The sequence below is a fragment of the Pseudoxanthomonas sp. 68-E7 genome (genome assembly GCF_057773145.1).
On the sequence record NZ_JBYMTI010000005.1, the window covers coordinates 126,609 to 142,318 of the forward strand.

Sequence of the window (15,710 nt, forward strand, 5' to 3'; positions counted from 1 at the left end):
TCAGCCTTCCAGCGCCTGCAGACGCTGGCGCAGCGCGTCCAGCCGCAGATCCGCGCCGGCGCCCGGCGACACCCGCGCGGCCAGGCTGCCTTCGGGGGTGCGCCCCTGCCCGGCCGTATCGGCGGCGGCGGCAGCGGCCTTGTAGGCCTCGCGGAACGGAATGCCCGCCATCGCCGCTTCCACCGCCACGTCGGTGGCGTACATGCCCGAGTCGATGGCCGCGCGCAGGCGATCCTCGCGCCATTCCAGATTGGCCAGCAGCGCCGGCAACAGTTCCAGCGCCAGCAGGCCACGGCTGAAGCCATGGAAGATCGCGCCCTTGCTGGCCTGCAGATCGCGGTGATAGCCGGAAGGCAGGGACAGCAATTGCTCGATCTCGGTGCGCGCGGCGGCGACGCTGGCATGGGTCGCACGCATCAGCTCGATCACATCGGGATTGCGCTTGTTCGGCATGATCGAACTGCCGGTGGTGTACTGCGCCGGCAGCGCGACGAAGCCGAACTCGGCGCTGGTGAACAGCGACAGGTCCCAGGCGATCCGGCGCAGGTCCAGGGTGGCCGCGCCCAGCGCTTCCAGTGCCGCCATCTCGAACTTGCCGCGCGAGAGCTGCGCGTAGATCGGACTGATCTGCATGCGGGCGAAGCCCAGCGTGGCGGTGGTGTGCTCACGGTCCAGCTTCAGGTTCACGCCATAGCCGGCCGCGGTGCCGAGGGGATTGGCATCGACCAGTGCGAGCGTGTCGCGCGCGCGGATGGCGTTGTCGATGAAGGCCTCGGTCCAGCCCGCCCACCACATGCCCGCCGAGGAGACCACCGCACGCTGGATGTGGGTGTAGCCGGGCAGCGGCAGGGAGTGCTCGGCCACCGCCCGCTGCAACGCCACCGTGGCGATTTCACGCGACAGTGCCGCCACGCGCGCCAGCTTCTCCTTCAACCACAGGCGGGTGGCGACCAGGATCTGGTCGTTGCGGCTGCGGCCGGTATGGATCTTGCGGCCGGCATCGCCCAGGCGTTCGGTCAGGCGCGCCTCGATGGCCGAATGTCCGTCCTCGTAGCGCTCGTCCAGCACGAAGCGGCCGGTGCGGAAGTCTTCCGCCAGCACCGCCAGTTCATGCGTGAGCCCGGCCAGTTCGTCCGCCGACAGGATGCCGATGCGCTGCAGGCCTTCGGCGTGCGCGGCGCTGGCCTGGATGTCATGCAGGAAGAACTCGCGATCCAGCAGCACGTCGTCGCCGGCCAGGAACCGCTGGATCTCGGCGTCGACGGTGACGCCGGGTTTCTGCCACAGCAGATCGCTCATGCCACATTCTCCCCGGCGTGGACCATGTCCATCGGTATGCTCTCCAGTTCGTCGAATCCGAAGGCGGCATTGAGATTCTGCATCGCCTGGGTGGCCGCACCCTTGAGCAGGTTGTCCAGGGTCGCCACCACCACCATCCGCTTGCCGCCCGGGGCCAGGGTGAAGCCGCCGAGTTCCACGCCATGGCGACCCGCGATGCGGCTCACCCACGGGGCATCGTCCAGCACCCTGATCAGCGGCTCGCCCGCATAGCGCTGCCGGTACAGGCCGCGCATGTCCTCGATCCTGACCGCCTGTTGCAAGTACAGGTTGACGGTCATGGTGATGCCACGGAAATGCGGCGCGACGTGCGGCATGAACTCCACCGGCACGCCCAGGTGCCGGCTGACCTCGCGCTCGTGCATGTGGTCGGTCAGCGCGTATGGCATCAGGTTGTCGCGCAGCAGTTCGATGTTGTTCTTGTCCGACGGCGTGGTGCCGGCGCCGGAGTAGCCGGAAACGCCGAAGCATTGCGGCGGACCGGCCAGTTGGTCCCGCACGGGCGCGATCGCCAGCTGCATGGCGGTGGCGTAGCAACCTGGATTGCTGATGCGCTTCTGCCCGGCATAGCCGCCACGGGTCAGCTCCGGCAGGCCGTAGTACCAGTCCTGGTTGAAACGGTAGTCCGCGGACAGATCCACCACCACCGTTTCCGGTGCCCGCGCGTCGATGGCGGCGACCAGTTCGGCCGCCTTGCCATTGGGCAGCGCCAGGATCACCGCATCGGCGCCCTTGCCGCCCACCTGTTCATGGCCCAGGTTCTCGTAGCGCAGATCGCCGGTGAAACCGGCGATGTGATCGCTCACCTTCTGCCCGTCCAGCTCGCGCGAGGACACGAACGCCAGCTCCAGGTGCGGATGGCGATCCATCAATCTGATAAGTTCGGCGCCGGTGTGTCCGCGCGCGCCGACGATGCCGACGGTTTTTCTGCTCATGGGGAAGACTCTTGCTGGGCCAGGCGCGAAAGCAGGTTGCGCTTCACCGCCGGCCATTCGTTGTCGAGGATGGAAAAGACAACCGTGTCGCGCGGACTGCCGTCGGCGTGGCGCCGGTGGTTGCGCAGCACGCCGTCCTGCTTCGCGCCCAGCCGGGCGATGGCCGCGCGCGAACGCTGGTTGAACCAGCTGGTTTCGAAGACCACGCTGATGCAGCCCAGCGTCTCGAAGGCATGGGTCAGCAGCAGCAGCTTGGTCTCGGTGTTGAGCCCGGTGCGCTGCACGCGCGGCGCGTACCAGGTGTAGCCGATGCTGACCCGCGGCACGCCCGGCTCCAGGTCATAGAAGCGCGTGCTCCCGACGATTTCGCCGGCCGCGTCACGCACCGCGAACGGCAGGATCCGCCCCTGCGCCTGGGTGGCAAAAACGCCGTCGAGATAGGCGTCCACCTCGGTCGCACGCGGCACGTTGGTGTACCAGAGGCCGGCCAATGCATCGCCGTCCAGGGCGGCGCGCAGGCCGTCGGCGTGTTCGCGCAGCAGCGGCTCCAGCCGCACGTGGCGGCCTTCCAGCCGTGGCGGCTGCCGCCAGGATTCGGGAAGCGCGGCCGCCATCTCAGTCCACCAGGGTAGGCTGGCGGGTGCGGCAATGCGCCACGCAGCGTTCGATATCGTCGAAACTCTCGATGCCGTACCAGAACACTTTCCACTTCTCCTGCTTGTAGCAGCCGTCGGATTCGGCGTAGTAGAAGATATTGACGGGATTGTTGTGGCGCGAACGCCAGAACAGCTGCGGATTCTCCTCGCGCATCACGTGCCAGACCGCCCTGCCCAGGCCTTCGCCCTGGGCATCGTCCAGGACCGCGAACTTGTCCAGGTAGGCGAATCCGTCCTCGCGGGTCAGGATCAGCGCGGTACGGTAATTCTCGCTGATATAGACGCGATGCGGCGTGGTGCGCTCGAAGTAATCCGGCAGCAGGCGGCGCCCGAAGCTCGATTCGATCAGCTCCCGCAGGCGCTGCCGGTCCACGCCTTCCCAGGAGTCGAAGCGCAGGACCCGTTCGCCGCGCCGCACCAGCGTGCCGGAACCGCGATGGGTGAACAGTTCCTTGGCCAGTTCCGCCGGCTTGGTGATCGACACCGACGACGTCAGCGGCAGCGTATCCAGCAGGTCCTTGATCTGCTCGATCTTCACTCGCATGCCACCGTTGATCCACGGCTGCGCCATCAACTCGTCGTATTCCGTGGACAGGTTGATCGAGTCGATCACCTTGCCATCGGCGTCCAGCAGGCCGCCGGTTCCGGTCAGGAAGATGATCTTGTACGGCTGCAGTACCTGCACCAGCTCGTTGGCGGCGAAGTCGGCGTTGATGTTGAGGATCTGGCCGCCCACGGTCTCGCCCATGCTGGCGATGACCGGGATGGAGCCGGCATGCAGGCTGGCCTCGATCGGCGCCAGGTTGATGCGGGTGACGTCGCCGACCAGGCCATAGGTCGCCTGGTCCTTGTACTCGGCCTCGAACACGCCCGAAACAATCGAGGTGGCACGCGCGCCACCCTGCTGCAACGCTTCCACCAGCGCCAGGTTCTGCTGCAGGAACACCTTGCGCACGATCGCCAGCACTTCCGGGGTGGTCACCCGCAAGCCGTTGACGGTCTGCTTGGCGATGCCGGCGGCCCCCATCTCCTCGTCCAGCTGCGGACCGGCGCCGTGCACGACGATCGGGGTCAGGCCGACTTCCTGCAGGAAGGTCAGCGAGGAGGTCAATGCCTCCAGGTCGTCGCGCAACACCGCGCCGCCCACCTTGACCACGGCGAAACGCTTGGCGTCCAGCTGCGAGAAGCGCTTGACGTACTGCGAGATCTCCTTGGCGCTGGCCATGCTGGACAGCAGCCGGATGATGGTCTGCCGGGTTTGCTTGTTCGATTCCATCGGTTCTGCGGGTCTCGGTTATGCGGTGAAAATCCGCTGCACGGTGGCGGCGTACTGTTGGAGTTGCTCGAGCGCGACCCACTCGTCGGCGGTATGCGCCTGGGCGATGTCGCCCGGGCCATACACCAGCGCGGTCAGGCCGGCCTGCGAGAACAGCGAGGCTTCCGTCCAGAAGTCGACCGCGTTGCCGACCGGCAGGCCGAGCTCGTCGGCCAGGTCGCGCGCGGCCAGCCGTCGCTCCTCCGCGCGGGCGACATCCCCGGACGGCAATGAAGGACCACGGAAGGTTTCCTCGTACTCGGCCAGCGCCTCGGGATTGGCGAACGCGCGGAACTGCGCATGCAGCGCGTCCATGTCCTGCGACGGCAGCGGCCGGAAGCCGAACCGCACCTCGGCGCTGGGCGCGATCATGTTGGCCTTGATGCCGCCTTCGACCCGGCCGATGTTGAAGCGCAGCCCGGTCAATCCGCCGAAGCGCAGGTGATGCTGGGCCTGGACATGGTCCAGCGCCGTGGTGCCCCAGCGCATCGCATTGTGCAGCGCGCTCAGCGACAGCGCGTTCTCGGCCGAAGCGTGGCCGGCCTGGCCCTTGAACGCCATCCGCACCGCACTGATGCCCCGGTGCGCCAGCACCGCCTGGCCCTGGGTGGGCTCTGCGATGATCGCCTCGGAGAATCCATGATCGCGGGCGAGGAACGCGGCGATGCAACGGGGATCGTTGGCTTCCTCGTCACTGGAGAACAGGAACGCCGCATCGCCCGTGGTCGCCTGCGCGGCGGCGATCAACCCGGCGGCCGCCCCCTTGATGTCGCAGGCGCCCAGGCCGATCGCGCGATCGCCCTCAATCCTCAGCGTCAGCGGATCGGCGGTCCAGGCCGGCGATGAGGGCACGGTGTCCAGGTGGACGTTGAACACCCGCTTCGGCTGCCCGCGCACTGCGAACAGCGACACCGCGCCGGCGCCATGGTCGATTACCTCGACCGTGAAATCCGGCAACTGCGCGCGGATGTAGTCGAAGATCCCGCCGGTGGTGATGGCGCGCGGCGGATTGCGGGTGTCGTGGGACACCAGTTGTTCGAGATGTTGGAGAACCTGGTCAAGCATGTAGGGGCACTCTGCAACGGGTAATGGCTCTGGTTTCGGAAGGGATATCCCTTCCCCTGCTGACGCGCCGATGACCTCGGATCGTCCTCCCGGCGAAAGCCGGGATCCATCTTGCGGCTGCTTCTTCACCTGGTGGCGGGAAGCCGATGGATTCCAGCTTGCGCTGGAATGACGGGACCTGTTTTCAGTGGCGCCGCGATGGGTTCGGGAACTCCGGTGGTCGGCTCAGCGGTTGATCTCCGCCCACAGCGTGCTGCTCATGCCAAACAGCTTGATGAAGCCTTCCGCCTCCTCCACGCCCCAGTCGGCCGACTGCGCGTAGGTCGCGCCCTTGGCATTGAGCAGGTGCGGCGACTTCACCGCCACCGCGTCGACGCGGGCGCCGCGGGTTTCCAGCACCACCTCGCCATTCACGGTCGCCTGCGAGGAGGCCAGGAAGGCTTCCAGGTCGGTCTTGATCGGATCGTGGAAGAAGCCTTCGTAGACCACCTCCACCCACTTGCGCGCCACGTCCGGCTTGAAGCGGTTCTGCTGCTTGGTCAGCACCGCTTCCTCCAGGGCGCGGTGCGCGGCCAGCAGCGCGACCAGGCCCGGCGCTTCATACACGATGCGGCCCTTCAGGCCGATGGTGGTGTCGCCGGTGTACATACCGCGACCCACGCCGTACGGGGCGAACAGCGCGTTCAACTTCGCCAGCAGCTGGGCACCGTCCAGCGCCTGGCCGTCCAGGCTCACCGCCTCGCCCCGGCTGAAACCGATGGTCACGCGAAGGGCCTGTTCCGGCCATTCGCTGCGCGGCGCGCACCAGCCGCGCGCGCCCTCGCCCGGGGCTTCCCACTTGTCGATCTCGCCGCCGGACAGGGTCACGCCCAGCAGGTTCTCGTTGATGGTGTAGCTCTTCTGCTTGGCGCGCACGCCGAAGCCGCGTTCTTCCAGGTACTGCTGCTCGTAGGCGCGGGTCTGGGTGTGTTCCTTCTGGATTTCGCGGATCGGCGCGACGATGCGGTAGTCGCCCGAGGCCTTGACCGCCAGGTCGAAACGGACCTGGTCGTTGCCCATGCCGGTACAGCCGTGGGCGATGGCATTGGTGCCGAGTTCGGCGGCGCGCTTGAGCGCGGCGTCGACGATCAGGTAGCGATCCGACACCAGCAGCGGGTACTGGCCCTGGTAGCCCTCGCCCGCCCACACGAAGGGCTTGACGAAGCCGTTCCAGATCGCCGGGCCGCCATCGACGGTGACATGGCTGGCCGCGCCCAGTTCGGCGGCGCGCTGTTCGATGTAGGCGCGTTCCTCGGCATCCACGCCGCCGGTGTCGGCGAACACGGTGTGCACGGCCCAGCCGCGTTCCTGCAGGTAGGGAATGCAGAAACTGGTGTCGAGGCCGCCGGAGAAGGCGAGGACGATGTCCTTGGAGCCGGGATTGGGGGTTGGGGATTGGGGATTCGTGGAGGCGTTCTGTTGCGACATGGGGTATCTCTCAGTTGAAGTTGGTCAGGGATGCGAGACCCGCGTTTGCGAATCTCCAATCCCGAATCACGAATCCCGGCCGCCCACCAGGGCGGCCATGATCGCCTTCTGCACGTGCAGGCGGTTCTCGGCCTCGTCGATGGCGATGCACTGCGGCGAATCCATCACGCCGTCGGTGGCCTTGACGTTGCGGCGCAGTGGCAGGCAGTGCGAGAACACGCCGTTGTTGGTCAGGGCCATCTTGGCCTCGTCGACGATGAAGTGCTTGTACTGGTCGCGGACGGGTTTTTCCGGTCCCCAGTTGCCGAAGAACGGCAGCGCGCCCCAGCTCTTGGCGTAGACCACGTCCGCGCCGCGGTAGGCGCTCTCGACGTCATGGCTGACGATCAGCGAACCGCCGCTCTCGGCCACGTTCTGCTCGGCCCAGCCCATGTAGCGCTCATCCAGCACGTAGTCCGGCGTCGGGCAGAGCAGGGTCACGTCCATGCCCAGGCGGGTGGCGATGGTCAGCGCCGAATTGGCCACGGCGGTGTTCAGCGGCTTGGGATGGTAGGTCCAGGTCAGCACGTACTTCTTGCCACGCAGATCGGTGGTGCCGAAATGTTCCTGCAGCGCCAGTGCGTGGGCCAGTTCCTGGCAGGGATGGGTGATCGTCTCCATGTTGATCACCGGTACCGGCGAATATCTGGCGAACGATTTGAGCACGGTGTCCTGGCGGTCGTAGGCCCAGTCGACGAACTTCGGGAACGCCCGCACGCCGATCAGATCGACATAGCGGCCCAGCACCTTCGCCACCTCGGCGATGTGCTCCTCGGTATCGCCGTCCATCACCGTGCCCAGGTTGAACTCGATCGGCCAGGCGTCCTTGCCCGGCTGCAGGACCACCGCGTGTCCGCCCAGTTGGAAGGCGCCCAGCTCGAAGCTGGTGCGGGTGCGCATGGACGGATTGAAGAACACCAGGGCAATCGATTTGCCCTTGAGCGCCTCGCCCAGCTTGTCCTGCTTGTATCGCGCCGCCTCCGCCAGCAAGGCATCCAGTTCGGCGCGGCTCCAGTCCTGCGTGTTCAAGAAGTGCTTCATTACGGCATCCTGGTTCGGGAATGTTGCGGAAATTCGGGGGACGGAAACGAAAAAACCCAGCCTCTGGCTGGGTTCCGTCAAGACAGGCGAAAACGTCCGGGCGACCCAGCTAGGAGCAGGATTCCGGTCGACGCGCACGCGAAGTCATGCCCGAGGCCTGGCGGGCCGCGCTGTCAGCGTGAGCGTGTGCGTTCATCTTCATAGGGGGCGCATCGTCGCATGTGCTGCGGCGCAGCGCAAGATTCAGGGGGCGGGCGCCTCGACCGGGGGCACGGTCGGCACGAAGGGCATCACCGAGATCCGGATCCGGAGGCGGTTGCCGGGGTCCTCGGCCAGGCGGGATCGATACTTGGTGCCCTTGTAGACGTAGTCCACGTCATAGGCGATGGGGCGACGGAATTCACGCTCCACCGGCACGCTGCGACAGTTGAGCCGGGCCGGCTCGGTGGACTGGCCCGCTTCCGCCCTGGCGTCCTCGGCCTGGGCCTTGGCTTCGTCGTCGCCGGAGAACACGCCCTTGATCGATTCCAGGAACCGCGCCCAGCGGCTCTGCTCCCTGGTCGGATGGACCGTGGTGGTCGGCAGCGTGGGCAACTCGTCGCAGACCTCTTCGGTCCGGCTGGCCCGCAGGGTCTGGTAGACCGGCTCGACGTTGAGCACCTGGGCGTAGTCCAGCCGCACGTTCTCCGCCTGGACCACACGCTCCTGCGCCATCGCGCCCATGGCGATCGGCAACATCAGCAGTGGCAGCAAGCAATGACGGAAACGAACCATGCGACCCGTTGGTGGAAATCCCTGCGCGCTAGTGTAGGCGACCAGGCTGGAGAGGGGCTGAACCATCCCCCTCGCGCCCAGCCAGGGGCCGTCCCGGCCCCGCCAGGCTGTAGAATCACCCGGCTTCCCCACGCCCCAGCCTGATGAGCCTGCGCCTCCACAACAACCTCACCCGCCGGGTCGAGGATTTCGTTCCCCTCGACCCCGCCTGCCCCACCCTGTATGTGTGCGGGCCGACCGTCTACAACTACGTCCATATCGGCAACGCCCGCGGCCCGGTCGTGTTCGGGGTGCTGGCGGCCCTGCTGCGGCGGCGCCATGGCACGCTGCGCTACGCCCGCAACATCACCGACGTGGACGACAAGATCAACGCGGCCGCGCTGGAACAGGGCGTACCGATCAGCACCATCACCGAGCGCTTCGCCGCCGCCTACCGGCAGGACATGGCCCGGCTGGGCGTCGCCCCGCCGGACATCGAGCCGGAAGCGACCGCGCACATTCCCCAGATCATCGCGATGATCCAGGACCTGATCGCCGGCGGCCACGCCTACGCGGCCGAGGGACACGTGTTGTTCGCGGTGGCCTCGTTCCCAGGCTACGGCAAGCTCTCGCGCCGGGATCCGGAGGAGATGCTGGCCGGCGCCCGCGTCGACGTGGCGCCCTACAAGCGGGATCCCGGCGATTTCGTGCTGTGGAAGCCCTCCAGCGACGAGTTGCCGGGCTGGGAATCCCCGTGGGGCCGTGGCCGGCCGGGCTGGCACATCGAGTGCTCGGCAATGGCCGCCGCCCACCTGGGCCAGACCATCGACATCCATGCCGGTGGCGTGGACCTGCAGTTCCCGCACCACGAAAACGAGATCGCGCAGAGCGAATGCGCGCACGGGGGCCAGACCTTCGCCCGGTTCTGGCTGCACAACGGCATGCTCAACTTCGGCGGCGCCAAGATGAGCAAATCGCTGGGCAACATCGAGCGTGTCCACGATCTGCTGGAACAGCATCCCCCGGAAGCCTTGCGCTATGCCCTGCTGTCGGCGCACTACCGGCAGCCGCTGGACTGGTCGGATGCGTTGATCGAACAGTCCGTGCGCACGCTGGACCGGCTGTACGGCACCCTGCGCGACCTCCAGGACGCTGGTGCGCCGCGTTCCGGTCAGGCCGCGATCCCGGTCGCGATCGAGGAAGCGCTCGACGACGATCTCAACACCCCGCTGGCGCTGGCCGAAATCGCCCGCATTGCCGCCGATGCGCGCAAGGCCGCCACGCCCGCCGAGCGTGCGCGCCTGCACGCCGAACTGCTCGGTGCCGGTTTCGCCCTGGGCCTGCTCCAGCAGGATCCGGCCGGGTGGTTCGCGCGTGGCGCGTCCGGCGACGACGACGCGCGCATCCAGGCGCTGATCGAGGAACGCGCCGCGGCCAAGCAGGCGCGCGACTTCGCCCGTTCCGACGCGATCCGCGATCAGCTCGCCAGCGAGGGCATCCTGCTGGAAGATACCCCGCAGGGTGTCCGCTGGAAGCGGGCCTGAGCCTTCCCTCCACCCCGGCGCCTGCCGCGCCGGGACAGGCGACCGACGTGTGTCGCCGCCCCCCTTCCCCGGAAGGGCGCATCCTCAACCGCCATGACCGACACCGCCTTCCCGCTCGAACCCACCGCCGCCGAGGCCCAGCAGGCCATCAAGGACGAATTCGCGTTCTTCGGCGACTGGGCCGAGCGCTACCAGTACCTCATCGATCTGGGCCGCAAGCTGCCGCCATTCCCGGAGGAGTGGAAGACCGAGGAGCATCGCCTGCTCGGTTGCCAATCGCTGGTCTGGATCGTTCCGCAGGGCGACGCCGATCGGCTGGAGTTCCGGGCGATCAGTGATTCGGCCATCGTGTCCGGGCTGATCTTCCTGGCCCTGCGGGTGTATTCGGGACGGCCGGCGGCGGAAATCCTCGCCACCGACGCCGACTACATCGCCGACATCGGCCTGGCCAAGCATCTGTCGCCTACCCGCAGCAACGGCCTGGCCTCGTTGCTGGCCTTCATCCGCGAGACCGCCGCGGCGGCCCGGTGAGCGCGGCGGGCAACTCCTCTCCGGTCAGGGCGCTGCTGCGCAATCGCGGGTTCACCACGGTCCTGGCCTACCGCATCCTGGCCCTGCTGTCCTACCAGATCGTCGCGGTGACGGTTGGTTGGCATATCTACGAACTGACCCGCAACCCGTTCTCGCTCGGCCTGATCGGCCTGGCCGAAGTGCTGCCGTTCTTCTGCGTGGCGCCCTTCGCCGGTTACCTGGTCGATCACCTGCCCCGCCGCAAGCTGGGCATGGCCGCATGCGCGGCCCTGACCCTGACCGCGGTGATCCTGGTGTTGGCCGCGACCGGCTGGCTGCCAACCACGCGGCTGTGGCCGATCTACGCGGCGATCGCCCTCACCGGCATGGCGCGCTCGTTCCTGAGCCCGATCTACAACGCCCTGTTCGCCAAGGTGCTGGCGCGCGGGGACTTCGTGCGCGGCGCCGGCCTGGGCACGGTGATCTTCCAGGCGGCGATGGTCACCGGCCCGGCCATCGGCGGGCTGCTGGTCGGTTTCGGCGGCAACGCCCTGTCGTACGGCGTTGCGGCGCTGCTGGCGGTGCTCGCCGGCAGCGTCCTCGCGCGGCTGCGGGTGGAGGAACCCGGTCCGCCGGAAACCAGCCTGCCGATTTTCGCCAGCATCGCCGAAGGTGCGCGCTTCGTCTGGGGCAACCAGATCATGCTGGGCGCGATGGCGCTGGACATGTTCTCGGTCCTGCTGGGCGGCGTGGTGGCGATGTTGCCCGCCTTCATCCACGACATCCTCCAGCATGGCCCGGAGGGCCTGGGCATCCTGCGCGCGGCGCCGGCGCTGGGCTCGGTTTGCGTGGGCGTGTGGCTGGCGCGGCGGCCGCTGCAGCAGCACGCCGGCCGCGTGCTGATGTTCGCGGTGGCCGGGTTCGGCCTGTGCGTGATCGCGTTCGGACTGTCGCGCAGCTTCTGGCTGTCTGCGCTGATCCTGCTGGCCTACGGCATGTGCGATGGCGTGTCGGTGGTGGTGCGTTCGACCATCCTGCAATTGTCCACGCCGGACGAGATGCGCGGCCGGGTGTCCTCGATCAACGGCATCTTCATCAGTTCATCCAACGAACTGGGCGCCTTCTATGCCGGCACCATGGCACGGGTGCTGGGCTTGATTCCGGCGGTGCTGCTGGGCGGCTGCGCGATTCTCGCGGTGGTCGCCACCACCGCCTGGCGCGCCCCCCGCCTGCGCCGGCTGGATCTCAAGGATCTGCATTGAGCCGGCCGATCACCTGCGCGGCTCAGAACGTGCAGGCATCCCAGCCTTGCGGGGTCGCGGTGGTCGAGGGGCCATTGAAGTTCTCCTTGAAGGCCGTCTGCGCCCAGCGGTCGGCTTCGTAGCGCTCTTCCGGAGGCAGATTGGCCGCGACCGCGGCGATCTGCCGATCGAGCTGGGCGGTGCGATGGGATTCCGCGCCCAGCCGGTACAGCTTCAGATAGCGGTAGTGTTGTGCCGGATCCGGTCCCAGCATGCCGGCCAGCATGCCCTGCGCGCCCGGTTCATAGGCCCGCTGCAACAAATCCACCACCCTCCAGTCACCCGCGGCGACACCGCTCTCGATCATCGCGGTGGCATCACGGCGATAGCTCTGCAGGATGCCCGGGTTTTCAAGCAGGCTGCGGACGTCGTACAGCGGCCCCTGGCCGAGATAGCACGCGCGCGCATCGGCATCGCCGAGCCGGGCGGCCTGGGCGATGTTCGCCACCAGGGTGTCGAGCATCTTGTCATCCACGCCGGCACACAGTTCCCGGCTCTTGCCCGCGGTCTGCCGGCGCACGTCCATCGCGTCCAGCAAAGCCTGGTAGGTACGAAGCTGGGCTGCATTCATGCCTTCGGTCCTGCGTTCGAGCAAGGTGTTGGTCGTGCCTGCGTTGTTCCATTCCGCGGCGCGCAGGCGACTGCAGCGATCCAGATCGTGGACCAGTCGTCGCGCCGCGTCGGCATCGCCCGCGTTCGCGCGGGCCTGCAGATCGGTGAACGTCGTCCCGAGCGGCTGCGTGGGCGGCGGCAACGGGCCTCCTTTTCGCACCTGTACCGGCGATGTCGCCAGACCGGGCGCGGAAACGGCGGCCGCCGGCACGCCCCTGCCATCCGCTCCGGAGGCAAGTGGCGAGGCCGGCATCGCGCTCCAGCGTCCGAGTGCGTAGACGCCTGCGACCGCCACCAGTGCGGTGCAGGCCATGATCAGGTGCTTTCGCTTCATGTGCCGCTTCGCTCCATCGCCCTGTCCTCACCCATGTCCATCATCACCCCGCGTCAGTCCTGCGGGAACACGCAGGGATCCCGATCCAGGCCCGGCGCGTCGACCGACGATCGCCCATTGAAGTCCCGGCGGAACGTGGTTTCCGCCCAGATCTCCGCTTCCGAGCGCTGCTCCGGCGAGAGACGGGCGGCAGCCACCGCCAGTTGCTGGTCCAGCGCGGCGATGTCACCGGGCCCGGCGCCAAGCCGGTACAACTTGAGATAGCGGAAATGACGTGCGGGGTCGGGCCCCAGCACGCCGGCCAGCAATCCTCCGGCGTCGGGCTGGTAGGCGTTGCGCAGGATGTTCACCACCGTCCAGTCGCCCGCCGCCATGCCGGCGTCGATCAAGCCCGGAACACTGCCCCGGAACTGATCAAGCCATTCGGGATGCCGTGCGAGTGCGCGGCTGTCGAAGCCCGGGCCCATCGCCAGGTAGCAGGCACGGGCATGGGGCTCGCCGAGCTGGGCGGCGCGCCTCATGCTGGGCACCAGGGTGTCCAGGGTCGCCGCATCCGCACCGGCGCAGCGCTCGTTGATCCGCTGCGCATTCCGTTCGCGCGATTCGATGCCGTCGAGCTGCGCCCGATAGTTTTCCAGTTCCGCCGGCGTCATGCCGCGGGTCTGCGCTTCCAGCAGTTCGTTGGCCAGCAGCGCGTTGCTCCAGTCCGAGGCGCGCAGGCGATGACACAGGTCCAGGCTGCGATACAACCGGGTCGATGCGGTGAGATCACCGGCATCCGCGGCCGCCTGGAGTTCGGCTAAGTAACCCCGTGCGGCGCCGCGGCCCGGCACGGCGGACAAGGCCTGTTCCGGGTCCCGCCGGCCCGCCGCTTCCACGGATGCGCCGACATCTACTCCCTCCGCGCCATCCGCGCCACTCCTTGCCAGTCGTAGCTGCGAACGTCCCAGCCAATAGGCGCCGGCGAGCGCCAGCAGGATCAATGGAACGATGAGATGGATCTTGCGCATGGATCAGCAGCATACGCGCAGGGCGGCCATCCCTGGCCGCCCTCCGCCACCGTTCCCTGGTAATGGCATCCTGCCCTGCCGGCCTTTCGCGCCGTGCATCCGTTTACTGCTCGCTCCCCAGCACGAAGGCCGAGGCGGCGATCGCGGCATCGCTGTTGAGCACTGCGGTGTTCTTGCCGGCCGCCGATGGCAGGCCCACCTTCAGGTTGACCGCGCCGGAGACCAGCGATTCCAGGATCGGTGTGAGGATCGGCAAGCCGAGCGCGATGTTGCCGCAACCCGTGACCGCGGGCACCGAGAACGCGTTGTCGACGAACGTGGCATCGGTGATCTGCAGGTAGCCGATGAAATTCTCTTCATCGGTGATGATCGTCTCGACCGTGCCGGGGCTGCCCGCAATGGGCTGATTGGGCGCTGGCGGCTGGGTGGTGCCGGTCTGCAGTTTGATCAGGATCGGGTTCTGCGGCGATCCGATGTAGCAGTTGTTGCCCAGGAACGGGTTCTGCAGGCGCACGCGCACCGCCAGTTGCGCCGCGGTGGGATCGCTGCCGTCGGTCGGCGGAAACAGTGCGTTGCTGAAATTGGTCTGCGCCGGCGCCACCGGTTCCATCGTGGCGGTCACGTCATTGACGGTGGCCACGATCGCCCAGAACGCGGTCCACAACGGGCCGGGCCAGTTGGGCGCCGGATTCATGATGCCCAGCAAGCCGCCCGGCACCTTGGCCGGAGGCGACGAAAGCGTCGGCGCGCCGACCGCCTGGTACAGCGGCGAGGGTCCCAGGTTCTCAACTCCTCCCTGCAGCACGATGGGCTTGTCGATCGGCAAGGTGGTGTTGCCGATGACGAACACACCCGAATGGGTGGTGTTGATCACGCAGGATCCCACCATGGGATTCGTGTAGGGACAATACTTGAACATCGCGTACGGGCCCGAAGGCGTCCCGGCGTGGGCGGCGGGGACGGCGGCGAGGCCTGCCAGCACCGCGGCGAGCGCGAGGGGAAACGAAGCTTTCGACATGACGAACTCCGGCGTGGTGATCCGGTCTGCCCGGATCGGCGATGGGACGGAAAGTTGCTCAGGGGGCTGCCTCGATGCGTGGGACCGTGGCGGGAGGGGCGCGCCACGGGCGGCATCGCCCCTGGGGCAGCCCCCTGGCAGTGAACGCGCTAGATCACGGAATCACCCGTGCCGCCGGATAGCCGGTGGTGCGCAGATGGGTGGGCGCCGTCGATGCGACGGCGCAGGCGCCGAGGGTTCCGCTGAACTGGATGCTCGCGGCCGTGCTGGACGAGCCGTTGGTCAGAGCCACGTTGGGCAGCGGCACGCGCCCGCCAGCGCTCGGACAGTTCGCGTTGAGCGGCGCGGGAATGAACACGTTCACGCCACTGGCCGTCGTCGTCGTGCTGGCGGTATCGCCGATGGTGAGGGTGGCGCCGGAGCCGCTGGTCGCGGTGACACTGACCTTCCACGGCAGGCCACGCGGCACGATCGCCGCGCAGGCGGCGCTGCCGCCGAAGCTGACGGCGGTGATGCTGGCGACGCCGCCACTCACCACGACGGTGAAGTCCGCCGAAGCGCACGGCAGGTTGTTGCCGAAGTAGGACGCGGTGGTGGTGCCGACGAAATGGGTCGTGCCGTCACCCCAGGTGCTGCCGGTCAAGACCTGGAAAGTGGCTGCGGATGCCGATGCGGCGCCGAACAGCGCGGCAGCGGATACGACTGCGAGCATGCTTACCTTGAACTTTGACATGGTGCCTTCTCCGATGGAGGGTTGCTGGTGTATTTGAAT

General features: G+C 67.6%; 15 protein-coding genes. 3 read left to right on the plus strand and 12 right to left on the minus strand.

Going from position 1 to position 15,710, the window contains the following annotated elements:
* The 8 genes from argH to AC3DE2_RS13460 all read right to left on the minus strand — a co-directional run bounded on the left by argH (position 1) and on the right by AC3DE2_RS13460 (position 8,630).
* Positions 1-1,299, minus strand: a complete 1,299-nt coding sequence (argH, locus tag AC3DE2_RS13425; protein ID WP_488426625.1) for an argininosuccinate lyase — start codon at positions 1,297-1,299, stop codon at positions 1-3.
* Positions 1,296-2,273 carry an N-acetyl-gamma-glutamyl-phosphate reductase gene (gene argC, locus AC3DE2_RS13430; RefSeq protein WP_488426626.1) on the minus strand — a complete coding sequence of 326 codons (978 nt, stop codon included), beginning with the start codon at positions 2,271-2,273 and terminating at the stop codon, positions 1,296-1,298. Before argC ends, argH begins: the two co-directional genes overlap by 4 nt.
* Positions 2,270-2,887: a GNAT family N-acetyltransferase gene (locus AC3DE2_RS13435; protein ID WP_488426627.1), complete on the minus strand. Its 618-nt coding sequence runs from the start codon at positions 2,885-2,887 to the stop codon at positions 2,270-2,272. Before AC3DE2_RS13435 ends, argC begins: the two co-directional genes overlap by 4 nt.
* 1 nt (position 2,888) lies before the next feature.
* Positions 2,889-4,205: an acetylglutamate kinase gene (locus AC3DE2_RS13440; protein WP_295378134.1), complete on the minus strand. Its 1,317-nt coding sequence runs from the start codon at positions 4,203-4,205 to the stop codon at positions 2,889-2,891.
* An 18-nt stretch (positions 4,206-4,223) separates the two neighbouring features.
* Positions 4,224-5,309, minus strand: a complete 1,086-nt coding sequence (locus AC3DE2_RS13445) for an acetylornithine deacetylase (RefSeq protein WP_488426628.1) — start codon at positions 5,307-5,309, stop codon at positions 4,224-4,226.
* Positions 5,310-5,534: 225 nt separating this feature from the next.
* A complete protein-coding gene (locus tag AC3DE2_RS13450; RefSeq protein ID WP_488426629.1) occupies positions 5,535-6,776 on the minus strand; it encodes an argininosuccinate synthase in 1,242 nt (413 codons plus the stop codon).
* 66 nt (positions 6,777-6,842) lie between these two features.
* Complete coding sequence (locus AC3DE2_RS13455; protein ID WP_488426630.1) at positions 6,843-7,856, minus strand: N-acetylornithine carbamoyltransferase; 1,014 nt, start codon at positions 7,854-7,856, stop codon at positions 6,843-6,845.
* A gap of 243 nt (positions 7,857-8,099) precedes the next feature.
* Positions 8,100-8,630 carry a hypothetical protein gene (locus AC3DE2_RS13460; protein WP_488426631.1) on the minus strand — a complete coding sequence of 177 codons (531 nt, stop codon included), beginning with the start codon at positions 8,628-8,630 and terminating at the stop codon, positions 8,100-8,102.
* Positions 8,631-8,773: 143 nt separating this feature from the next.
* On the opposite strand from AC3DE2_RS13460, the gene cysS reads away from it, so the two are divergent.
* The 3 genes from cysS to AC3DE2_RS13475 all read left to right on the plus strand — a co-directional run bounded on the left by cysS (position 8,774) and on the right by AC3DE2_RS13475 (position 11,925).
* Entirely contained in the window at positions 8,774-10,153 is a 1,380-nt protein-coding gene (cysS, locus tag AC3DE2_RS13465) for a cysteine--tRNA ligase (protein WP_488426632.1), read from the plus strand.
* Positions 10,154-10,246: 93 nt separating this feature from the next.
* Positions 10,247-10,684, plus strand: coding sequence for a SufE family protein (locus tag AC3DE2_RS13470; RefSeq protein ID WP_295378040.1), 438 nt, complete (start codon positions 10,247-10,249; stop codon positions 10,682-10,684).
* Positions 10,681-11,925 (plus strand): MFS transporter, encoded by a 1,245-nt coding sequence (locus AC3DE2_RS13475; RefSeq protein WP_488426633.1) that lies wholly within the window; start codon positions 10,681-10,683, stop codon positions 11,923-11,925. Before AC3DE2_RS13470 ends, AC3DE2_RS13475 begins: the two co-directional genes overlap by 4 nt.
* 22 nt (positions 11,926-11,947) lie before the next feature.
* Here the strand turns inward: AC3DE2_RS13475 and AC3DE2_RS13480 are convergent, their stop codons facing one another.
* From AC3DE2_RS13480 to AC3DE2_RS13495, 4 genes are all read right to left on the minus strand, one after another.
* Positions 11,948-12,910, minus strand: coding sequence for a hypothetical protein (locus AC3DE2_RS13480; RefSeq protein ID WP_488426634.1), 963 nt, complete (start codon positions 12,908-12,910; stop codon positions 11,948-11,950).
* Positions 12,911-12,963: 53 nt separating this feature from the next.
* Positions 12,964-13,920 carry a hypothetical protein gene (locus tag AC3DE2_RS13485; protein WP_488426635.1) on the minus strand — a complete coding sequence of 319 codons (957 nt, stop codon included), beginning with the start codon at positions 13,918-13,920 and terminating at the stop codon, positions 12,964-12,966.
* A gap of 103 nt (positions 13,921-14,023) precedes the next feature.
* The gene (locus AC3DE2_RS13490) at positions 14,024-14,938 is read right to left on the minus strand and encodes a hypothetical protein (RefSeq protein ID WP_488426636.1); all 915 of its coding nucleotides are present in this window, start codon (positions 14,936-14,938) and stop codon (positions 14,024-14,026) included.
* A 154-nt stretch (positions 14,939-15,092) separates the two neighbouring features.
* Positions 15,093-15,671 (minus strand): hypothetical protein, encoded by a 579-nt coding sequence (locus AC3DE2_RS13495; RefSeq protein ID WP_488426637.1) that lies wholly within the window; start codon positions 15,669-15,671, stop codon positions 15,093-15,095.
* Positions 15,672-15,710 lie beyond the last annotated feature (39 nt).